The following is a 19,646-nucleotide window of genomic DNA, read 5'->3' on the forward strand; positions in this document are numbered from 1 at the left end:
TCCCTTTGTCGGCTTCAGGTCGAAGCTTCGAAGATCTAATCGTTTGCAGGATGTGGCGGAACGCGCAGCATTTGCATTCTATTCGTGCGTTGCACGCCACATCAGCGGATTTCGTGCTAGGATCGAACCATGTCGCCGCCCGATCTCAACCTGCTCGTCGCCCTCGATGTCCTGCTGGACGAAGGCAGCGTGGCGCGTGCGGCGACGCGACTACGGCTCAGCCCCTCGGCGATGAGCCGCACGCTGGCGCGCCTGCGCGCGGCGACGGGAGATCCGCTGCTGGTGCGGGCCGGTCGCGGTCTGGTTCCAACGCCACGCGCGCAGGAACTGCGCCAGCAGGTCGGTCGTGTGGTTCAGGATGCGGAAACGCTGCTGCGCCCGGCGAGGCTGCTTGATCTGCCGGGCCTGGAGAGGACCTTCACGCTGCGCACCAATGAAAGCTTCGTCGAGGAGTTCGGGCCGCGCCTGATCGCCCGCATCCAGGCCGATGCGCCGGGCGTGCGGCTGCGTTTCGCGCCGAAGTCGGACAAGGACATGGCGTCACTGCGCGAAGCGGCGATCGACCTGGAAGTAGGTGTGGCCGGCGAGACCGGGCCGGAGGTGCGCATCCAGGCGCTTTTTCGCGACCGTTTCGTCTGCGCGGTGCGCAGCGGCCATCCGCTGGGCCAGGGCGCGATGACGCCGGAACGCTATGCGGCCGGCCGCCACATCAATGTTTCGCGGCGGGGCCGCGAAAGGGGGCCGGTCGACGAGGCCTTGAGCCGGCTCGGATTGCAACGAATGGTCGTGTGCATGGCTTCCGGTTTTTCGGCCGCGCTCGCGATGGCGCGCGCCTCGGAGTTGATCGCCAGCGTGCCCGAGCGGCATACGCAAGGCGCGCGCGCCGGCATGCAGACTTTTTCCCTGCCGGTCGACATTCCGGCGGTCACCATTTCCATGCTCTGGCATCCGCGGCTCGATGCCGATCCGGCGCAGCGCTGGCTGCGGAGTTGCGTGCGCGACATTTGCGTGAAGTCCTGATCGCGCAAGCCGCGCCGCAGCCGTCAGCGCGGCATGGCTGCCTCCAGCACCTTGAAAATCCGCTCGTCTTCGCATTGTGCAACGTTGAAGCGCAGGAATCGGCTGGCTGATCGCGACAGGCTGAACGCGTTCCCGGGCGCCAGCACGACATTGGCCGCAAGCGCGCGGCGGGCAATCTCGGCTGCGTCCACTGCATCCGGCAGGCTGCACCAGAGGAACAGACCGGCGGGCTGCTCGATCCAGGGCGTGATCCCGATCGCCTTCAGCCGAGCGCCTGTCTCGATCATGGCGCGTGAGAGCCGGGCGCGCAGCAGGTCCATGTGCTTGCGATAGCTGCCATCCCTGAGCAGGGTCAGCACCAATTCGGCCGCGAGCCGCCCGCCGCCGAAGGTGGTGGCGATCTTGAGGTCGGCCAGCCCTTCCATCCAGTCACGGGGCGCGGCGATGAAGCCGCAGCGTATCGAGGCCGAAAGCGTCTTGGAGAAACTACCGATATGGACGACACGCTCGAGACCGTCGAAAGCCGCGAGCCTTGGGGCAGGAGCGTGTTCGAAATCGGCGAAGATGTCGTCCTCGACGATGGTCAGGTCCGATTGATCGGCGAGCTTGAGCAGCCGGTGCGCGGTGACCGGCGACAGGATCGCGCCGGTCGGGTTGTGGATGGCGGAGTTGGTGATGTAGAGGCGCGGCCGATGCTCGGCCAGCGCCTGCGCAAACAAGTCGATATCCGGCCCCGATGGCGTATAGGGGACGCTGACGACCTTGGCCTGATGGGCACGCAACAGTGCGTGGAAATTGAAATAGCAGGGATCGTCGACCAGCACTGTATCGCCGGGTTCGAGCAGGAACCGGCACAGGAGATCGATGGCCTGCGTGCCCGATTCCGTCAGCATGATCTGTTCGGGTGAAGCCTCGATGCCATGCGTGGCCATGCGCCGCGCCAGCAATTGGCGCAGCGGCGGCAGCCCGAGCGGCGTGCCGTAGTCGGCAAGGGCCACATCATCGGCGCGCGCCACGTTGCGCAGCGCGCGACGTAGCGCTGCCTGCGGCATCCACGAGGCGGGCAGCCAGCCGCAGCCGGGCTTCAGCATCTCATCGCCCGCTTCCAGCGACTGCCGCGAAACCCAGAGCGGATCGACGGCGCGATCGAGTCGGGGGCCGATCTCGGCCAGCGACAGCGGCGCCAGCGATCCGGCGGCATAGAAGCCGGAGCCTGGCCGGGAACGGATCGCGCCTTCCGCCGCCAGTCGCTCATAGGCCTCGACCACTGTCGATTTGGAAACCTGCATGGATTTGGCGAAGGCGCGGATCGAGGGCAATCGGGCGCCGGGCGTGAGGCTGCGCGCGGCAATTCGCTGGCGGATGGTGGACATGACGCCTTCGACAAGGGTTCCGCTGTTGTCGAATCTCGCTGATACGTTCATCTGTACCTTCCGGCAAACCATTACAGTTTTGTTGAATTGTACTGCATTGTCTCTGGTGACGCCATGGGTATGGGCCCGATAGAGGGCGCAACGGATGGAGTGCCTGCAATGGACAAGACGACGAGCGGCTGGGTGAGCGGATTCATCGGCGTGTTGATTTTCAGCGGCTCCTTGCCGGCAACGCGCGTGGCGGTGATGGATCTCGATCCGACATTCCTGACGTCGGCGCGCGCGGTGATAGCAGCTTTGCTTGGCCTCGCGCTGCTGCTCGTCTTCCGCGAGAAGCGCCCGGAGCGTCATGACCTGATGTCGCTTGTCATCGTCGCGTTGGGTGTGGTGGTCGGCTTTCCCTTGCTGACAGCCTTGGCGCTGAAGCATGTCACCTCTGCTCATTCCATCATCTTCGTCGGCCTGCTGCCGCTGGCGACCGCGATCTTCGGCGTGCTGCGCGGGGGCGAGAGGCCGAGACCGGCCTTCTGGCTGTTCTCATGCCTCGGCAGCGCGCTGGTGGGCGGGTTTGCCCTTGCGCAAGGCGTGACGGCTTCGCCGGTTGGCGATGCACTGATGCTCGCCGCAATCGTCGTTTGCGGCCTGGGCTACGCAGAAGGCGCCGCGCTGTCGCGCAGGCTGGGCGGTTGGCAGGTGATCTGCTGGGCGCTGGTGCTGTCACTGCCGGTCATGCTGGTGGTGACCCTGGTCACCTTGCCACCGTCCTTCGCCACGGTCGGGACCAATGCATGGATCGGGCTTGCCTATGTCTCGCTGTTCAGCATGCTGATCGGCTTCGTGTTCTGGTATCGCGGCCTCGCGCAAGGCGGCATCGCCGCCGTGGGGCAGTTGCAACTGCTGCAGCCCTTCTTTGGCCTCGCCCTGGCGGCGTCCCTGCTGCATGAACAGGTCAGCCCCCTGATGGTCGTCATCACGCTCGGCGTGGTGCTGTGCGTATTCGGCGCCAAAAAGTTTGCCAGGCGGGATTTGCCACGGCCCGCAACCGGCGCCGCTGGCTAAAACTTCGTCACCACACCGATGCCGATGCCTTCGAAGCCGCCCATCGCCATCAGTGCAGCCGGCGCTTCCTCAAGGCTGATCTTCTTGCCGACCAGAAGCTCGGGTTTCAGCTTGCCGGTGCGGATCATCTCCATCATCGCGGGGTAGCGGTAGGCCTGCATGCCGTGGCTGCCGAGGATTTCGAGCTCGAACGCGATCACCTTGTCCATCGGAACCTGCGGGCGGGCGTGATCGCCCAGCATCAGGCCGACCTGCACATGGCGGCCGCGCCGGCGCAGATTGGCGATCGAATTGAACGAGGTCGTGGGATGACCGAGTGCATCCATGGACATATGCACGCCGCCATTGGTGATCTGCTTGACCGCCTTGACGACGTTCGGGGTCGTCGCCGCGTTGATGGTCGCCACCGCGCCGATCTTCCTGGCAAAGTCCAGCTTCTCTTCGGTGAGGTCGATGGCGATGACATTGGCACCCATGGCGCTGGCGATCATGATCGCCGACAGGCCGACGCCGCCGCAGCCATGCACCGCCACCCATTCGCCCGGCCTCACCCGGCCCTGGTCGACGATGGCGCGGAACGAGGTGACGAAGCGACAGCCGAGGCTGGCGGCAGTGGCGAATTCCATCTCGTCGGGCAGGCGCACGAGGTTGGTGTCGGCGTGCTCGATGGCGACATATTCGGCGAACGAGCCCCAGGCGTTGAAGCCCGGCTGGGACTGGTGCTCGCAGACCTGGTGATTGCCGGACGTGCATTCGAAACAATGGCCGCAGCCGACGGCGAACGGGACGGTGACGCGCTCGCCAGCCTTCCAGCGGGTCACCTGCTTGCCGGCGGCTACCACGACGCCGGCCAGCTCGTGACCGGGGACATGCGGCAAGCGGATATCGGCGTCATGGCCCATCCAGCCGTGCCAATCGCTGCGGCACAGGCCTGTCGCCTCGACCTTGATGACGACGCCGTCCGGCGCCGGCTTCGGATCGGGAACGGTCTGGATCGTCGGCGCCTCGCCGAATTTTTCGAAGACGACGGCTTTCATCGGCAACTCCACCTTGCGCGCACTTCGGGAAACGATAGCCGATTCCCTGGCCGGTCAAGCGGAAATCGATTCCGCCAGACAAGTCGGCCGTTTGGGCATACGCCGATGGCGACGCTGCGCGTCGCCGAATGAAGGTTACTCGGCATCGATCTGGTTTTGCGGCGCGGCGTTCTGGAAGGCCGGCAGGGCCATGCAAGCGGCATTGATGCGCGAGATCGTCGGGTAGGGCGCCATATCGACGCCGAAACGGGCATTGCTGGTGACTTGTGCCGCCAGGCAGATATCGGCCAGCCCCGGCGTGTCGCCGTGGCAGAAGGTGCCGGTCTCGGGCGAAGCCATCAACAGGTCTTCGAGTGGCTTGAAACCCTCTTTGACCCAGTGCCGGAACCAGTTGGCGACATCCTCGTCGCCGGCGCCGAACAGGGTTCGCAGCGCGGTCAGGATACGCAAATTATTCACCGGATGGATATCGCAGGCAATCATCTGCGCCAGCATCCTGACGCGGGCGCGCCCAACTGCGTCCTTCGGCAGCAGAGGCGGTTCGGGCGTCGTCTCGTCGAGAAATTCGATGATCGCCAGCGATTGCGTCAGCAGGGTGCCGTCGCCCAGGATCAGCGCCGGCACCAGGCCCTGCGGGTTGACCGCGAGATAGGCCGGTTCGAGATGCTCGCCATGGCGCAGGTGATGCGGCACGTAGTCATAGGTCAGCCCCTTCATCTCCAGCGCAATCCGCACCCTGTAGGAGGTGGAGGAGCGGTAGTAGTTGTGAAGGACGATGTCGCTCATGCATTCACCGATTTGGTTGGCCGATGGTCACTTCGATCGTGCCGATGCCGTCGACGCCGCCGGTCATCGTCTCCCCGGGGTTGACCGCGCCGACGCCGGCCGGCGTGCCGGTGAAGATGAGGTCGCCTGGCTGCAATTCCATGCCTTCGCTGCAGATCGAGACGATGTCGGAGATCGGCCAGATCAACTCGGCGAGGTCGGCGTCCTGCCGGATCTTGCCGTCGACAGCCAGCCAGATACGGCCCTGGTTCGGATGGCCGGATTTTTGCGCGGGAACCAGAGGACCGCACGGCGCGGAGCGGTCGAAAGCCTTCGACCAGTCCCATGGCCGCGCCGCTTTCTTGGCTTCGTCCTGGAGATCGCGGCGGGTGAGGTCGATGCCGACGGCATAGCCCCAGACATGATCCAGCGCCTGGGCGCGCGGGATGCGGAAGCCCGACTTGCCGATCGCGACCACCAGTTCGATCTCATGGTGCAGGTTGGTCGTCAGCGGCGGGTAGGGGATCGTAGCGCCGGAGTCTGCCACCGCATCGGCGGGCTTGGTGAAGAAGAAGGGTGGATCGCGCTCGTCATTGCCGAACTCCCTGATATGCGCGGCGTAGTTGCGCCCGACGCAGAAGATGCGGCGCACCGCAAATCGCTCGTTCGAGCCGGCCACCGCGACCGAGGGCGTTGGCGGAGCGGGGAGGACAAAGGCGGTCATGGTCTGTCTCTGCAGTTGGATGTCGGGCCGCGGGCACCTTCGGCCGAATTGAGAGGCCGGGCAAGGCGTCGCTTTTCATAAAGCATTGGCCGGCCGGCCGTATAAGGAATCCGGAGTTTCCATCACTTTCGGGGCGATGCATCGTCCGCTGGGATAGACTATTTGCCAATAAGTCGGCCATGGTCGCGGGATTATACTGCGGGCGGCAAACCGAAACGAGCCACATGACAGCAGCCACTGACAGCGCCCGGTTCCTGATCATCGACGATCATCCGCTGTTTCGCGAGGCGCTGCACAGCGCCGTGCAGATGGCCTACCCGGAGGTCGACACGGTGGAGGCGCGCTCGATCGCCGAGGCACTCGACCTGCTGGCCGGGACAAAGCCGTTCGACCTTGCCCTGCTCGATCTCAGCATGCCCGGGGTGCACGGCTTCGAGGGGTTGCTGCAGCTTCGGACCCGCTATCCGCGCCTGCCCGTGGTCATAGTATCCGGTTACGAGGAGCCCAAGATCATCTCCGAGGCGCTGTCCTACGGTGCTGCCGGCTTCATCCCGAAATCGGCGCGCAAGAGCGATCTGGCCAACGCCATACGCTCGGTGATGGAAGGTGCCATCTATGTTCCGGAAACTTATGAGGGCCGCCCGCCCGACGCCGACAGCACCGACCGCGCCGACATGGTGCAGCGCCTTTCGACATTGACGCCGCAGCAGTTGCGCGTGTTGCAGATGCTACGCCAGGGCCTGCTCAACAAGCAGATCGCCTATGAGCTGCAAGTGGGCGAGACCACAGTCAAGGCGCACGTCTCGGAGATCCTGCGCAAGCTCAACGTCTACAGCCGCACGCAAGCGGTGATCGAGGTTTCGAAGCTTGATAATGCGGAGCTTTTCAGGGATCAGGCGGGGTTTTGAGGGGCAGGTCTAAGCCAGCAGATGTGCCAGCAGCGCCCTTAGTTGCGCGGGCTTGAGCGGCTTGCGCATCAACTCGATGCCGCCGGCCCGCGCCGCCTTGGCGACGGCTTCGGAACTGTCGGCGGTGACGATCAGCGCCGGCACCGCGCGGCCGAGATAGCGGCGGACCTTCGATATGGTGGCGGTGCCGAGATCGCCGCCGTCGAGATGCTGGTCGGCTATGACGATGTCGGGCACCCAGTCCGTGTCGCCGAGCATGTCGAGCGCGTCGTCGGTCGAGGTCGCGGCGCGCACCAGGCATTGCCAGCGTTCGAGCAACGAGGTCATCGCCTGCAGCACCTCGACATCGTTCTCGACCAGCAGAACCTTGGTGCCGAACAAGCCATAGCCGCGCGGCCGCTCCAGGCTTGCAGCGCTGGCGACGGCGTCCGCCGTGGCACCGATGCCGACGGGGACATCGATGTGAAAAATCGTGCCGCGACCGACCTTCGAGGAAAACGTCACGGGATGGCCGAGCGCGCCGGCGATGCGCCGCACGATGGCCAGCCCGAGGCCGAGGCCGCCGCCGGCGAGTTCGGCATTGGCAGGCATGATGCCGCGATGAAATTCCTCGAACACCGCCTCGCGCTGGTCGTCGGGAATGCCGCAGCCGGTGTCGGCGACATCGATGCGGATGGCATCGCCGCGGTGCCTGGTGCCGACAAGGACACCGCCCGAGCGGGTGTAGCCCAGCGCATTGGAGAGGATGTTCTGCAGGATGCGGCGCAGCAGCGTGCGATCGGAGCGAACCACGGCGTTGACGGCGCGGAATTTCAGCGACAGGCCCTTCAGTTCGGCCACAGGCTGGAAATCCGACCGCAGCGACGAGAACAGCGCCTCCAGGCTGACGTCGCCAATGTCGGGCTGGACCACACCCGCATCGAGCTTGGAGATGTCGAGCAGCGTGCGCAGCAGGTCCTCCATCGTCTCCAGCGAGCGCTCGACCTGCCGTACCAGTTTCCGGCCCTCGTCGCTGGTCTGCACTTCGGCAAGGGCGGAGACGGACAGATGCGCCGCATTCAACGGCTGCAGCACGTCGTGGCTGGCCGCCGCGAGAAAGCGGGTCTTGGACAGGTTCGCCTGCTCGGCATTTTCCTTGGCGGCGCTGAGGTCGATGTTCGATTGTTCCAGCCGCCGCAAGGTCGAGTGCAGTTCCTCGGTGCGGGCGCGTACCCTGCTTTCCAGTGAGATCGCGGTCTGGAACAGCGAGAAGGCGTTGCCTTGCTGGTCCATCGAGCGCTCGACGCGGCTGACCAGCGCAGCGTTGATCTTCTTCAGCCTGTCGGGATCGTCTATGTCCTTGAGGGGCACGGCAGCGCTCACTCGGCGGCCGGGCGCTCGCCGAAGGCGATGCCGGTGAAGGTCTGGTTGAGATGCATCGACCGGTATTGTTCGCCATAGGTGCCGAAGCCGATGACGTTGTTGACCCGGTAGAGTTCGGAAATCTCGCGAAAGACCTGGCGGTTGCGCGCATCCAGCCGGCGCAGGACACAGTCGAAGCCGATGATCATGTCGATGCCGCCAAGCCTCGCCTCGACGTCGAGCAGAGCCGCGCGGGTCGATTCCACCATGTCCTTGGGTTGGGCGATCGACAGCACGACACCATCGTCGATGGCGCAGAAGAACGACAGCGAGCCGTCCGCATGCATCTTCTGGATGGAGCGGCAGTAATATTCACCGCCTACCTTCACCACCACCGGATGCGAGGCGAAGCTCAGCGGTGTCAGCGTCTGCGCGACGATGCCGACCGAAGCGGCATATTCCTCGGCCGCATTGGTGGCATTGAACTCGCGCACGATGCGGTGATCGGGATCGGACGCGGTGACCACCAGCTTTTCGTCGGTGGGAACGAAATTGTCGGTCTTGAAGACATGGAAAGGGATTTCCGTGGCGACCAGCACGATGATGGCGCTGTCGGAGGTGACCTTGCCGTTGGAGATCAGGCTCGTCGTCTCGAATTTCAGGTCGTCACCGGCGGAACCGCCGAGCAGCGGAATGTCGTCGAGGCCCCAATGGATGGCTGAACTCACAGCTTCCTCGGCATAGGACAGTCCGTCGATGAAACAGAGCGCGAAGGTGTTCCCAGCCCGCTCGCCGCCGATGCGCCCATGCAGCGTGCGTCGCAGATCCTCGACATCACCAGTGACCCTGTCCAAGCCCGATGACGACAGGTTGTCGACCGTGGTGCTGACCGCGGTAAACGACGCCGAAGGGAGCAGCATGGCGAGGATATGGCCCTCCTCGAGGCCCTGCGGCGTGATTTCGCCGGCGGTCGAGCAGCCGGCGTAGTGTAGCGCCGGCGCATGGGCCGCGATTGCGCGCGAAAGGGCGCCGGCCTCGACAAGGCGCTGGGAAAAGAACAACAGGGCGAAGCCGGCCTCGATGGCGGCCGCCTCCGCCGCCACCGCGCGTGCGAAGACGTCCGGGTCGGGCTCGTCCGTGGTCAGCGCCGACAAACCGCATGCGTAGCGCGTCCGTGAAACGGTCAGCGACGTTCTCCCGCATTTCCTCCGACGCTGCCTGTGCGCGGCTGTTTATGTGCTTCTTGCGCGCCAACGTCGAAAGCCATTGTTGCCGCCAATCGGCATTTTGGCAATGGGGCGAGGGCAATGCGTGTTTCGCCCTGCCATGGCCGAAAGTACAATGATCCGGCTTTGCGCTGCGCTGTTTTTTACGGCTTGTGCGGTGTACGAATAACGCATGGCCGAAGCCAACACCGCGTCGGCAGCGTGATGACCAAGGTGATACCCAGGGAGGATTCATGTCGGACGTTTCGTTGATGGTGAACGGAAAACAGGTCCGCGGTGCGGCCGAGGACCGGACGCTGCTGGTTCACTTCTTGCGGGAGAATCTCGGTCTCACCGGTACCCATGTCGGTTGCGACACCTCGCAATGCGGCGCCTGCGTCGTCCATGTCGACGGCAAGGCGGTGAAATCCTGCACGATGCTCGCGGTGCAGGCGTCCGGATCGAGCGTGGTGACGATCGAGGGGCTTGCCAATGGTGCCGACCTGCATCCCGTGCAGACGGCGTTCAAGGAGCATCACGGACTGCAATGCGGCTTCTGCACGCCGGGCATGATCATGACGGCGACCGACATGATCAAGCGCCACCCCGAAGGCCTCGACGAAGCGACGGTGCGCGCAGAGCTCGAGGGCAACATCTGTCGCTGCACCGGCTACCACAACATCGTCAAGGCGATCCTCGCCGCATCGGAGGGGATGAGCGGCAAGGTCAGGCAAGCGGCGTGAGAAAAGTTGAGTAGTGAGTAGTCGGTACGAACCGGCGCCGATCTCCACCACTCACTACTTCCTACTCACTATTTCGGGAGGAATTTCTGATGGGCATTGAAGGTGTTGGCGCTCGCGTGGCGCGCAAGGAAGACAAGCGGTTCATCACTGGTGCCGGCCGCTATGTCGACGACATGGTGGTGCCCGGCATGAAGCATGCGGCCTTCGTGCGCAGCCCGCACGCGCATGCCCAGATCGTGAAGATCGACGTCGACAAAGCTCAAGCCATGCCGGGTGTTATCGGCGTGCTGACCGGCAAGGAGCTGAAGGCCGATGGCATCGGCAATCTCATCTGCGGCTGGATGATCCATTCCAAGGACGGCTCCCCGATGAAGATGGGAGCCTGGTCGCCGCTGGCGGTCGACAAGGTTCGCTATGTCGGCGATGCGGTCGTCGTCGTGGTCGCCGACACCAAGGGCCAGGCGCGCGACGCCGCCGAAGCGGTCGAGATCACCTACAATGAACTCGAGGCGGTGGTGGATGCGACGAAGGCGCTCGAAAAGGGCGCTCCGCAACTCCATCCGGAAGCCGAAAACAACCTGATCTTCGACTGGGAGATCGGCGACGCCAAGGCGACCGACGCGGCGATCACCGCGGCTTCCCACGTCACCCGCATGAAAATCGTCAACAACCGGCTGGTGCCCAACGCCATGGAGCCGCGGGCAGCGCTGGGCCACTATGACAGAGCGGAAGACCACTATACCTGCTGGACGACCTCGCAGAACCCGCATGTCGCGCGGCTGGTGATGAGCGCCTTCTATAACATCGCGCCGGAAAACAAATTGCGCGTCATCGCGCCCGATGTCGGCGGCGGCTTCGGCTCCAAGATCTATATCTATCCGGAAGAGATCGTCTGCCTGTGGGCGTCCAAGAAAACCGGCGTGCCGGTGAAGTGGGTGGCCGACCGCACCGAAAGCTTCCTCTCCGACGCACATGGCCGCGATCATGTCTCGACAGTGGAAATGGCCTTCGACAAGAACAACAGGATCACCGGTCTCAAGGTCGACACGTTGGCCAATCTCGGTGCCTACATGTCGTTGTTCTCGTCCTGCGTGCCGACCTATCTCTACGCGACGCTGCTGTCGGGTCAATACAATATCCCGGCGATCCACGCCAATGTCCGAACGGTCTATACCAACACGGCACCCGTCGATGCTTATCGCGGGGCAGGGCGGCCGGAAGCCACCTATCTCATCGAGCGCACGATGGAGACCGCGGCGCGGGAACTCGGCGTGTCGCCGGCGGAGCTTCGGCGAACCAACTTCATCACCACGTTTCCGCACCAGACGCCGGTCATCATGAACTATGACGCCGGTGACTATGGCGCCTCGCTCGACGCGGCCATGGAGGCCGCCGACTATGCCGGCTTTGCCGGGCGCAAGGCGGAGGCCGCCAGGAACGGCAAGCTGCGCGGCATCGGCATGAGCTGCTACATCGAAGCATGCGGCCTGGCGCCGTCGGCCGCGGTGGGCTCGCTCGGCGCGGGCGTCGGCCTTTGGGAATCGGCCGAGGTGCGCGTCAATGCCGCCGGCACCATCGAGGTGCTGACCGGCTCGCACAGCCATGGCCAGGGCCATGAGACGACCTTCGCGCAACTGGTCAACGAACGGTTTGGGGTGCCGATCGACAGCGTCTCGATCGTCCATGGCGACACTGACAAGGTGCAGATGGGTATGGGTACCTACGGCTCGCGCTCGGGCGCGGTCGGAATGTCGGCGATTGCCAAGGCGCTGGACAAGGTCGAGGCCAAGGCCAAGAAGATCGCGGCGCACCTGCTCGAGGCCGACGAGGGCGACATCGTCATCGAGAACGGCGCGCTGAAGGTCGCCGGCACCGACAAAAACGTGCCGTGGTTCCAGATGGCGCTGGCGGCCTATACCGCTCATAATTTGCCCGGTGGCATGGAGCCGGGATTGAAGGAGACGGCGTTTTACGACCCGTCCAATTTCACCTTTCCGGCCGGCTGCTACATCTGCGAGGTCGAGATCGATCCGGAGACCGGAACGACCGAGATTATCCAGTTCGTCGCGGCCGACGATTTCGGCAACATCATCAACCCGATGATCGTCGAGGGCCAGGTGCATGGCGGCATCGCGCAGGGCATCGGCCAGGCACTGCTCGAAGGCGCCTACTATGATGCCGACGGCCAGCTTCTGACAGCGAGCTACATGGACTACACCATGCCGCGCGCGGATGACCTGCCTTCGTTCAAGGTCTCGACCTCGAACACGCCGTGTCCGGGCAATCCGCTCGGCATCAAGGGCTGCGGCGAGGCCGGCGCTATCGGCTCGCCGCCGGCGGTGATCAACGCCATCACCGACGCCATAGGAATCTCTGACATCGCCATGCCGGCTTCGCCGTCTACGGTGTGGGCCGCGATCCGTGCGGCGGCGAAGCACTGAAAGGAGAGTGAGTAGTGAATAGTGAGTAGTGAACAAAAACGCGGTTGCCGCGGCAATTGATCACCCGCTATTCACCAAATTACCGACCAATGCTACTCACTAATCACTACTGACTACTGACTATCCACTCTTCACCAGGGAGAGCCTCCAAATGTACGCAGTCAATTACCACCGCGCCGCCTCAGTCGCCGATGCCGCGAAGCTCGTCACGGGCGGCGACGCCAAGTTGCTGTCGGGCGGCATGACCCTGATCCCGGCCATGAAGACGCGGCTGGCGGCCCCCTCCGATGTCGTCGACCTGTCGCGGATCAAGGAATTGCAAGGGGTGACAGTGTCCGGCAGGGCAGTCACGATCGGCGCCGCCACCACGCATTTCGATGTTGCCAGCGACGACAAGTTGAAACAGGCCTGCCCGGCGCTCGCGCATCTGGCATCGCTGATCGGCGATCCGGCAGTGCGCTATAGGGGCACGATCGGCGGCTCGATCGCCAACAACGACCCTGCGGCCGATTATCCAGCGGCCATGCTGGCGCTAAATGCCACCATCATTACCAACACGCGCCAGATCGCGGCCGACAAGTTCTTCACAGGCCTGTTCGAGACGGCGCTGGAGGACGGCGAAATCCTCACGGCCGTCACCTTCACCGCACCGGCAAAGGCAGCCTATAAAAAATTCCGCAATCCGGCCTCCCGCTACGCCATTGTCGGCGTGTTCGTGGCCAAGGGTGAGGACGGCGTCAGGGTGGCCGTGACCGGGGCCGGCGACGATGGCGTCTTCCGCTCGAAGGAGATCGAGGCCGCGCTCGCGAAGGACTTCGTGGCTTCGGCGCTCGACGGCGTCAAGGTGCCGGCGACCAAGCTGATGAGCGATATCCACGCTTCCGCCGACTACCGTGCCAATCTGGTCGCGGTCATGGCTAAGCGCGCGGTGGCCGCCGCCAACGCCTGATTCCTTCCTGCTCCTGTCAGGCAGGAGAGGGACTTCTCGCCCCTTTTCCGCAGATGGGCGCATTGTGGCAATCTCGCACTTGCACAAAGCGATATTGCACTGCACTATGCCGGCGATCAAACGCGAGCCGGGTTCGGAGTGTTCATCACGACCTGCGACCCTATTCGCATGTTTCAATGCGAAGGGAGCGGCATGACCGACATCTCCGCGACGCATGTTGTGCCGCCAAGATCCGTCGCCGACAGATCCGCCAGGACAAGACTGGCCTATCTCGACGGCTGGCGCGGACTTTCGATCGCGCTGGTGCTCATTGGCCATTTCTTTCCCGTTGCAGGGATCAATCTCGGCGTACTGGGCGTCGAATTCTTCTTCGTGCTCAGCGGCCGGCTGATGGCCGAGATCCTGTTCGTCGAGCGCTACCCGCTGAAGAAATTCTTCAAGCGCCGCTTCTCCCGCATCTATCCCGCGCTGCTGGTGTTCGTGATCGTTTCGATGATTGCGCTGTCGGGCACGTTCGTCGCCTTCAAATGGAAGGCGGCGCTGACGGCGCTGACATTCACCTACAACTATGCCGGAATTCTCGTGAACCGCGCCGGCGCGCTCGACCACATCTGGTCGCTCTGTGTCGAAGAGCATGCCTACATCATCCTGGCAGCGATCAGCGCACTTGTCGCAAGCCGTAGCCGCGTCATCCCGCTGCTCCTGGTGCTGGCGGTGCTGGCCATGGCAAACGGTGCGGTTTCGTACTGGTTCCTGCATATGGACTACGAGACCACATACTGGCGCACCGACGTGCATATTGCGTCGATCCTGCTGTCGGCCGCCATCTGCCTGCTGAAGACCGACGGCAAGCTGCCGGCCCTGTTGAAGGGCCCTTATGTGGCGGTGGCGGCGGCCATCGCGGCGGTGCTTCTGTTCATGGACCCGGTACCAACCCCGATCCACTATCTGGTCGCCGTGCCGCTCCTGGCGCTTGCCGTCAACGCTCTCGATTTCAGCACGAGATTGTTTTCTGGACTGCTGTCGTCCTGGCCTATGGCGACGTTGGGTCTATGGTCCTATTCGCTCTATCTGTGGCAGCAGCCATTCTACAAATTCGTCTATGAGCGAGGCAGCGACCCATGGCTGATGCTGGCTGGGGTCTTTGCCTGCGCGCTCTGCAGCTATTATGTCATCGAGCGGCCGTCGCGTGAGTGGCTGAACCGCAACTGGTGAGTGACGCCGCAGTGTCCCTCCCTTGCGTTGCCTAGCGGCCAAGGTCAGCCTCGCTCGATGCCGCCTGTCCGGCAGCTTGTTTGGTAAGTTCGTCCTAATATAGCCAGGGGTGACCTGGCGATCTGCTTGCCGGATAGCCCAATGTCCTTAGACATTGGTATTATGGCAGCTATTCCTTGTTGTCCCGCCCCGTGCTCCGCCTAGTTTATTCGAATCGGAGCATTGCATGGGAGGATGGAATGGCAACGACCAGGGAAAACGCCGGCGGCTGGCTCGACCGCTCGCGCACGATCGCCGAGCCCGGTTTCAGCAGATGGATGGTGCCGCCGGCGGCGTTGTGCATTCATCTTTGCATCGGTCAGGCCTACGCGTTCAGCGTCTTTAACCTGCCGATGTCGAAACTGATCGGTATCACCGATTCGGCGCCCGACGACTGGAAGCTGACCGGACTCGGCTGGATTTTTTCGATCGCGATCCTGTTTCTTGGCCTCGCGGCAGCCTTCGGCGGCGGTTGGCTGGATCGCGTCGGCCCGCGCAAGGCGATGGTCGCGGCCGCCTGCTGTTTCGGCGGCGGTTTCATCGTGTCGGCGCTCGGCGTCACCTTGCATCAACTGTGGATCATCTATCTCGGCTACGGCGTCCTGGGCGGCATCGGCCTCGGGCTCGGTTACATCTCGCCGGTCAAGACGCTGATCACCTGGTTTCCCGACCGGCCGGGCATGGCGACCGGCATGGCGATCATGGGGTTTGGCGGCGGAGCCTTCATCGCTTCGCCGCTTTCGGTCTATCTGCTGAAGCTGTTTTCGACCCCGCAGCATATCGGTGTCGCCGAAACCTTCATCGTGCTGGGCATTGTCTACTTCATCTTCATGCTGATCGGCGCTGTCATCGTCAGGGTGCCGCCCGATGGCTGGCGTCCGGCCGGCTGGACGCCGCCGACGACACAAAACACGATGGTGACAACCGCCAACGTCCATCTCGACGACGCGTTGAAGACACCGCAGTTCTGGCTGTTGTGGGGCGTGCTGTGCCTCAACGTGACGGCCGGCATCGGCGTCCTCGGCCAAGCCTCCGCCATGAGCCAGGAGATGTTCCCGGGACGCATCACGCCGGCCGCCGCCGCCGGCTTCGTCGGCCTGCTATCGATCTTCAACATGCTCGGCCGCTTCTTCTGGGCGTCGACCAGCGACTATATCGGCCGCAAGACGACCTACGCGGTCTTCTTCGTGCTGGGCGTGATCCTTTATGCAGTGGTGCCGTGGACGGGCCAGTCGGGCAACGTGTTCCTGTTCGTGCTGTTCTATGGCGTCATCTTGAGCATGTATGGCGGCGGCTTTTCCACCATTCCGGCCTATCTGCGCGATGTCTTCGGCGTGCGGTATGTCGGTGCCATCCATGGCCGCCTGCTGACGGCGTGGTCAGTGGCGGGCGTGCTGGGGCCGGTCCTGGTCAACTACATCAGGCAGTACCAGATCGATGCAGGAGTAGCGAAGGCCGATGCCTACACGGTCACCATGTACATCATGGCCGGCCTGCTCGTCGTCGGTTTCCTGCTCAACCTGATGATGCGGCCGGTGGATGCACGGTTCCACATGAAGGCCGAACCGGCTGCAGCGTAAGGAGAGTGATCATGGCGCAAGACAACAGCAATTCTGTCAAATTGGTCCTTGCCTGGCTGCTGGTCGGCATCCCGCTGTTGTGGGGGTTCTGGACGACGCTGGTCAGTGCAGCGGCGTTGTTCCAGTAGTGGCAGAGACCTGGAAAGGAGCAGCGCTCAGGCGATGATCCGCCTGACGTAGTAGCGCACCGCCTTCTTGCCGCCATGGATCACCGCGTCGCCGACCTCGGTGAAGCCGAGCGCTGCATGGAAGGCGTCCGAAGCCGGGTTGGGCGGGTCGGCATTGACCTCGCATGTGACCAGTGCATGGCCGGCGCGCGTGGCGTGCTCGAACAGGTCTTGGTAGAGCAGGCGGGCATGGCCGCGGCCACGAGCTTGCGCCGCCACCACGACGCGATCGACATAGACGAAGCGCTCGTAGCGTTCGCGAAACCAGAGAAAATTCGGACTGTCGTACCGAGCCCCTTGATCGAAGGTCATGATGAAGGCTTCGAGCGCGCCGATGCGGCGCGCATAGAACGCCTCGCCAAGCAGGAAAGACAGGCGCTCGGGCTCAAGCCACGACAATTCGGCGGCATGCTCGTTGTTGAGCGCGAGTATGGCCGCTTCGTCGCTTTGCCTGACACGGCTGATCGGGGAGAGGGCGGTCATGCCTTGGCCGCCGCGATCGTCGCTGCCACAAGCGGCGTATCGGTGAGCGTATTGCGATACTCGCGGTCGAGATCGGAGCCACCCATGCCGACCTTGGGATTGCGGTAGCGCATGGCGCTGGGCACGTCCTTAAGGACGGCGAAATGCATTTCGGACAGTCCGGTCCTTTGCCGCACCTCGGCAATGTTGCCGAGATCGAGCCCGCCGCAGCCGAGAATGACGATGCGGTCGCCCCCCTGTCGCACCAGGTCCGCCAGCAGCGACAGGCCCTCCATCGCCGTGTCGCGTTGGCCGCTGGTCAGCACGCGGCCGACCTTGCAACGGATCAGCGCTTCCAAAGCCTCGGCCGGGTCGCGCGTCATGTCGAAAGCGCGGTGACAAGTGACGTTGAGGCCACGGGCGGCCTCCGTCAATTCGGTCATACGGCGCTCGTCGATGGTGCCTTCGGCGGTGAGGCAGCCGAACACCACGCCGGGCACGCCGAGGTCGCGCAGGGCGGCTACGTCGGCCAGCATCGAACGGTACTCGGTTTCGCTGTAGAGAAAATCGCCGCCACGCGGCCGCACCATGACATGGAACGGCACAATCGCCTGGTCGAGCGCGGCGCGCACGGTTCCCAAGCTCGGCGTGATGCCGCCTTCGACGAGGCTGGCGCACAGTTCGACCCTGTCGGCGCCGCCGGCCTGTGCGGCCAGAAGGCCATCAATGCCCTCGACACAGATTTCGATCAGCGGCGGGCGGACTTCTTCAGTCAAGGTGTGATCCTGTCCATGATGTTGTGAGAAGCCCGTAGCACCCGCGCGGCGGGCGCGAAAGCAGGAACGGCACGGCGCATTGGACCAGGGGGCATTTCCCTGCTTGACAGTCTTATAACTACATGGTTATGAGTTAACCCATAGCCATCGAGTTATTGATCGCGAGCGGTGGCTCGACAACGACTAAGAGGAGCACGGCATGACACAGACCAAATCGATCGTCGTTGAACGGCTGATTCCGCATTCGGCGGAGAAGATATGGCGTGCGCTGACAGTGCCCGAACTCGTCGCAGAATGGCTCATGCAGAATGACTTCGCGCCGCAAGAGGGGCATCGCTTCACGTTCCGCGCTTCACCGGTACCGGGCTGGTCCGGGGTGACGAACTGCGTCGTGCTGAAAGTCGAGGCGCTACGCCTGCTTGCCTATAGCTGGGGCGACGGAAGCGAATCCGACAGCGGACTGAAAACCGTGGTGACCTGGTCGCTCACGCCTGAGGGCGCGGCGACCCGGGTGCGGATGGAGCACTCGGGGTTCCGGCCGGCCGACGAGCGTGGATATGTCGGCATGGGAAGCGGCTGGCCGCGTATTCTTGAGCGACTTGAGCAGGTGGCTGCGAAGCAAGGCTGAGCGCCGACTCTCCTCGACCAACCGGTCGCCATGGCCGGCGAACCACAACAAGTCTCCCGGATGCGCCGCTTCCGGGCATGGCAAACCGCGCCCTGACCAAACTTTTCAAACGGAGAAACACCATGGAAGCCAGGCTCAAGAACCCCGTGATGCTCATCCCCGGCGCCCTGCAGGCGCTGCTGGCGCTGGACAAGTCGACCGAGGCGGCCGATTTGCCCTATGTGACGCGCAAGCTCGTCCATCTGCGCGCCAGCCAGATCAATGGCTGCTCGGTCTGCGTCGACATGCATGCGCGCGAACTCAAGAAGGCCGGCGAGAAGGACGAACGCATCTTTGCCTTGTCGGCCTGGCGGGAGACGCCGTACTTCACCGATGCCGAACGCGCCGCGCTTGCCCTTGCCGAGGCCGGCACAAGGCTGGCCGACAGAACGGATGCCGTGACGGACGAGGTATGGAACGAGGCCGCCCGGCACTATGACGAAAAGGCGCTTGCCGGGCTCGTCATCCAGATCGCCGTGATCAACGCCTTCAATCGGCTGAACGCCACGACACGCCAAATGGTCGGCGCCTGGGGCTAGGGCCGCGCGAAGGCGAGCCGTGCCACGGTGCAATGGCGGCTGGACTCGCGGTGCACCAAACCTGCTTGCCTAGCCCGGCCGGGTCGCGGCCGGCGGCAATTCGAACAGTTTGGCGCCATTTTCCTCGCCGCGTTCGACATAGCCGATGGTGCGAAACCATTTTGCGATTTCCGGTCCCGTGAGCCAACTGCGGGAGTGAATAGGGAGATTGCCGGCGAGCGCCTGGATCTGCCTGATATGCCGCCTGCAGAAACGCACGGTCGCGGCCCTGAAAAAGCCCTCGCGCGCCGCGAACAGCGTGTCCGCGGCGTCGCCATGCTCGTGCCAGGCGACGATTGCTACGGTCCCGTCGCTGTCGACAAGGGCATGGGCGCGGCCCTCCTTCAGGTTCATCATCAGATTGTCGTAGGCGACCTTGCTGTCCTTGCCGGCGGCGATGTATTCGTCGGACATCCGCTTGGACAAATGGCGAAACACGTCTTCCAGATCGCCGACCGTCGCTGTTCGTGCTCTCATTTCTGCTCCTTGAGCCCCGGCAGGGAGTTTGCTCCAGGAAAAGGCATTCACCAAGCAAAGGGATTTCGCGAAAAACCCAACGGGGGGAATCCGGTTCCGCCGGTAAGGCGGGCAACCGGC

At 63.7% G+C, this 19,646-nt stretch carries 19 protein-coding genes; 10 read left to right on the forward strand and 9 right to left on the reverse strand.

Features of this window, described 5'->3' with window-relative positions; all coding sequences use genetic code 11:
* Positions 1 to 129 precede the first annotated feature (129 nt).
* Complete coding sequence (locus tag FJ867_RS12160; protein ID WP_140728927.1) at positions 130 to 1,020, forward strand: LysR family transcriptional regulator; 891 nt, start codon at positions 130 to 132, stop codon at positions 1,018 to 1,020.
* Between the two features lie 23 nt (positions 1,021 to 1,043).
* Here FJ867_RS12160 and FJ867_RS12165 read toward each other — a convergent pair whose 3' ends face one another.
* On the reverse strand, positions 1,044 to 2,444 hold the full coding sequence (locus FJ867_RS12165; RefSeq protein ID WP_140631149.1) for a PLP-dependent aminotransferase family protein: 1,401 nt from the start codon (positions 2,442 to 2,444) through the stop codon (positions 1,044 to 1,046).
* A gap of 108 nt (positions 2,445 to 2,552) precedes the next feature.
* Here FJ867_RS12165 and FJ867_RS12170 point away from each other — a divergent pair, with 108 nt between their 5' ends.
* On the forward strand, positions 2,553 to 3,452 hold the full coding sequence (locus FJ867_RS12170) for a DMT family transporter (protein WP_140555108.1): 900 nt from the start codon (positions 2,553 to 2,555) through the stop codon (positions 3,450 to 3,452).
* Here the strand turns inward: FJ867_RS12170 and FJ867_RS12175 are convergent.
* The 3 genes from FJ867_RS12175 to FJ867_RS12185 form a co-directional block, all read right to left on the reverse strand.
* Entirely contained in the window at positions 3,449 to 4,489 is a 1,041-nt protein-coding gene (locus tag FJ867_RS12175; protein WP_140517186.1) for a zinc-dependent alcohol dehydrogenase family protein, read from the reverse strand. The genes FJ867_RS12170 and FJ867_RS12175 overlap by 4 nt on opposite strands.
* Positions 4,490 to 4,624: 135 nt before the next feature.
* The gene (gene maiA / locus FJ867_RS12180) at positions 4,625 to 5,275 is read right to left on the reverse strand and encodes a maleylacetoacetate isomerase (protein ID WP_140495722.1); all 651 of its coding nucleotides are present in this window, start codon (positions 5,273 to 5,275) and stop codon (positions 4,625 to 4,627) included.
* 4 nt (positions 5,276 to 5,279) lie between these two features.
* Positions 5,280 to 5,978 (reverse strand): fumarylacetoacetate hydrolase family protein, encoded by a 699-nt coding sequence (locus tag FJ867_RS12185; RefSeq protein ID WP_140656519.1) that lies wholly within the window; start codon positions 5,976 to 5,978, stop codon positions 5,280 to 5,282.
* Between the two features lie 224 nt (positions 5,979 to 6,202).
* Here FJ867_RS12185 and FJ867_RS12190 point away from each other — a divergent pair, with 224 nt between their 5' ends.
* Positions 6,203 to 6,886 carry a response regulator transcription factor gene (locus FJ867_RS12190; RefSeq protein WP_140495724.1) on the forward strand — a complete coding sequence of 228 codons (684 nt, stop codon included), beginning with the start codon at positions 6,203 to 6,205 and terminating at the stop codon, positions 6,884 to 6,886.
* A gap of 9 nt (positions 6,887 to 6,895) precedes the next feature.
* Here FJ867_RS12190 and FJ867_RS12195 read toward each other — a convergent pair whose 3' ends face one another.
* Together FJ867_RS12195 and FJ867_RS12200 are read right to left on the reverse strand one after the other, a co-directional pair.
* Positions 6,896 to 8,236, reverse strand: a complete 1,341-nt coding sequence (locus FJ867_RS12195; RefSeq protein ID WP_140495725.1) for a hybrid sensor histidine kinase/response regulator — start codon at positions 8,234 to 8,236, stop codon at positions 6,896 to 6,898.
* Positions 8,237 to 8,244: 8 nt separating this feature from the next.
* Complete coding sequence (locus FJ867_RS12200; protein WP_140656516.1) at positions 8,245 to 9,381, reverse strand: FIST signal transduction protein; 1,137 nt, start codon at positions 9,379 to 9,381, stop codon at positions 8,245 to 8,247.
* A 305-nt stretch (positions 9,382 to 9,686) separates the two neighbouring features.
* On the opposite strand from FJ867_RS12200, the gene FJ867_RS12205 reads away from it, so the two are divergent.
* From FJ867_RS12205 to FJ867_RS12225, 5 genes are all read left to right on the forward strand, one after another.
* Complete coding sequence (locus FJ867_RS12205) at positions 9,687 to 10,175, forward strand: (2Fe-2S)-binding protein (RefSeq protein ID WP_140495727.1); 489 nt, start codon at positions 9,687 to 9,689, stop codon at positions 10,173 to 10,175.
* Positions 10,176 to 10,264: 89 nt separating this feature from the next.
* Positions 10,265 to 12,616: a xanthine dehydrogenase family protein molybdopterin-binding subunit gene (locus FJ867_RS12210; protein ID WP_140817496.1), complete on the forward strand. Its 2,352-nt coding sequence runs from the start codon at positions 10,265 to 10,267 to the stop codon at positions 12,614 to 12,616.
* 151 nt (positions 12,617 to 12,767) lie between these two features.
* Positions 12,768 to 13,565 (forward strand): xanthine dehydrogenase family protein subunit M, encoded by a 798-nt coding sequence (locus FJ867_RS12215; RefSeq protein ID WP_140555122.1) that lies wholly within the window; start codon positions 12,768 to 12,770, stop codon positions 13,563 to 13,565.
* A 192-nt stretch (positions 13,566 to 13,757) separates the two neighbouring features.
* Complete coding sequence (locus FJ867_RS12220; protein WP_140517169.1) at positions 13,758 to 14,780, forward strand: acyltransferase; 1,023 nt, start codon at positions 13,758 to 13,760, stop codon at positions 14,778 to 14,780.
* Between the two features lie 239 nt (positions 14,781 to 15,019).
* Entirely contained in the window at positions 15,020 to 16,399 is a 1,380-nt protein-coding gene (locus tag FJ867_RS12225) for an OFA family MFS transporter (protein WP_140495731.1), read from the forward strand.
* 155 nt (positions 16,400 to 16,554) lie between these two features.
* Here the strand turns inward: FJ867_RS12225 and FJ867_RS12235 are convergent, their stop codons facing one another.
* Positions 16,555 to 17,049 (reverse strand): GNAT family N-acetyltransferase, encoded by a 495-nt coding sequence (locus FJ867_RS12235; protein WP_140495733.1) that lies wholly within the window; start codon positions 17,047 to 17,049, stop codon positions 16,555 to 16,557.
* The gene (locus tag FJ867_RS12240) at positions 17,046 to 17,804 is read right to left on the reverse strand and encodes a copper homeostasis protein CutC (RefSeq protein WP_140817498.1); all 759 of its coding nucleotides are present in this window, start codon (positions 17,802 to 17,804) and stop codon (positions 17,046 to 17,048) included. Before FJ867_RS12240 ends, FJ867_RS12235 begins: the two co-directional genes overlap by 4 nt.
* A 199-nt stretch (positions 17,805 to 18,003) precedes the next feature.
* On the opposite strand from FJ867_RS12240, the gene FJ867_RS12245 reads away from it, so the two are divergent.
* Both FJ867_RS12245 and FJ867_RS12255 read left to right on the forward strand, forming a co-directional pair.
* The gene (locus FJ867_RS12245; RefSeq protein WP_140817499.1) at positions 18,004 to 18,432 is read left to right on the forward strand and encodes an SRPBCC domain-containing protein; all 429 of its coding nucleotides are present in this window, start codon (positions 18,004 to 18,006) and stop codon (positions 18,430 to 18,432) included.
* A gap of 122 nt (positions 18,433 to 18,554) precedes the next feature.
* On the forward strand, positions 18,555 to 19,010 hold the full coding sequence (locus FJ867_RS12255) for a carboxymuconolactone decarboxylase family protein (protein ID WP_140631160.1): 456 nt from the start codon (positions 18,555 to 18,557) through the stop codon (positions 19,008 to 19,010).
* A gap of 69 nt (positions 19,011 to 19,079) precedes the next feature.
* On the opposite strand, the gene FJ867_RS12260 is transcribed toward FJ867_RS12255, so the two are convergent.
* On the reverse strand, positions 19,080 to 19,526 hold the full coding sequence (locus tag FJ867_RS12260; protein ID WP_140495737.1) for a hypothetical protein: 447 nt from the start codon (positions 19,524 to 19,526) through the stop codon (positions 19,080 to 19,082).
* Between the last annotated feature and the right edge of the window lie 120 nt (positions 19,527 to 19,646).

It is taken from the genome of Mesorhizobium sp. B2-5-3 (assembly GCF_006441005.1).
Lineage (GTDB): Bacteria > Pseudomonadota > Alphaproteobacteria > Rhizobiales > Rhizobiaceae > Mesorhizobium.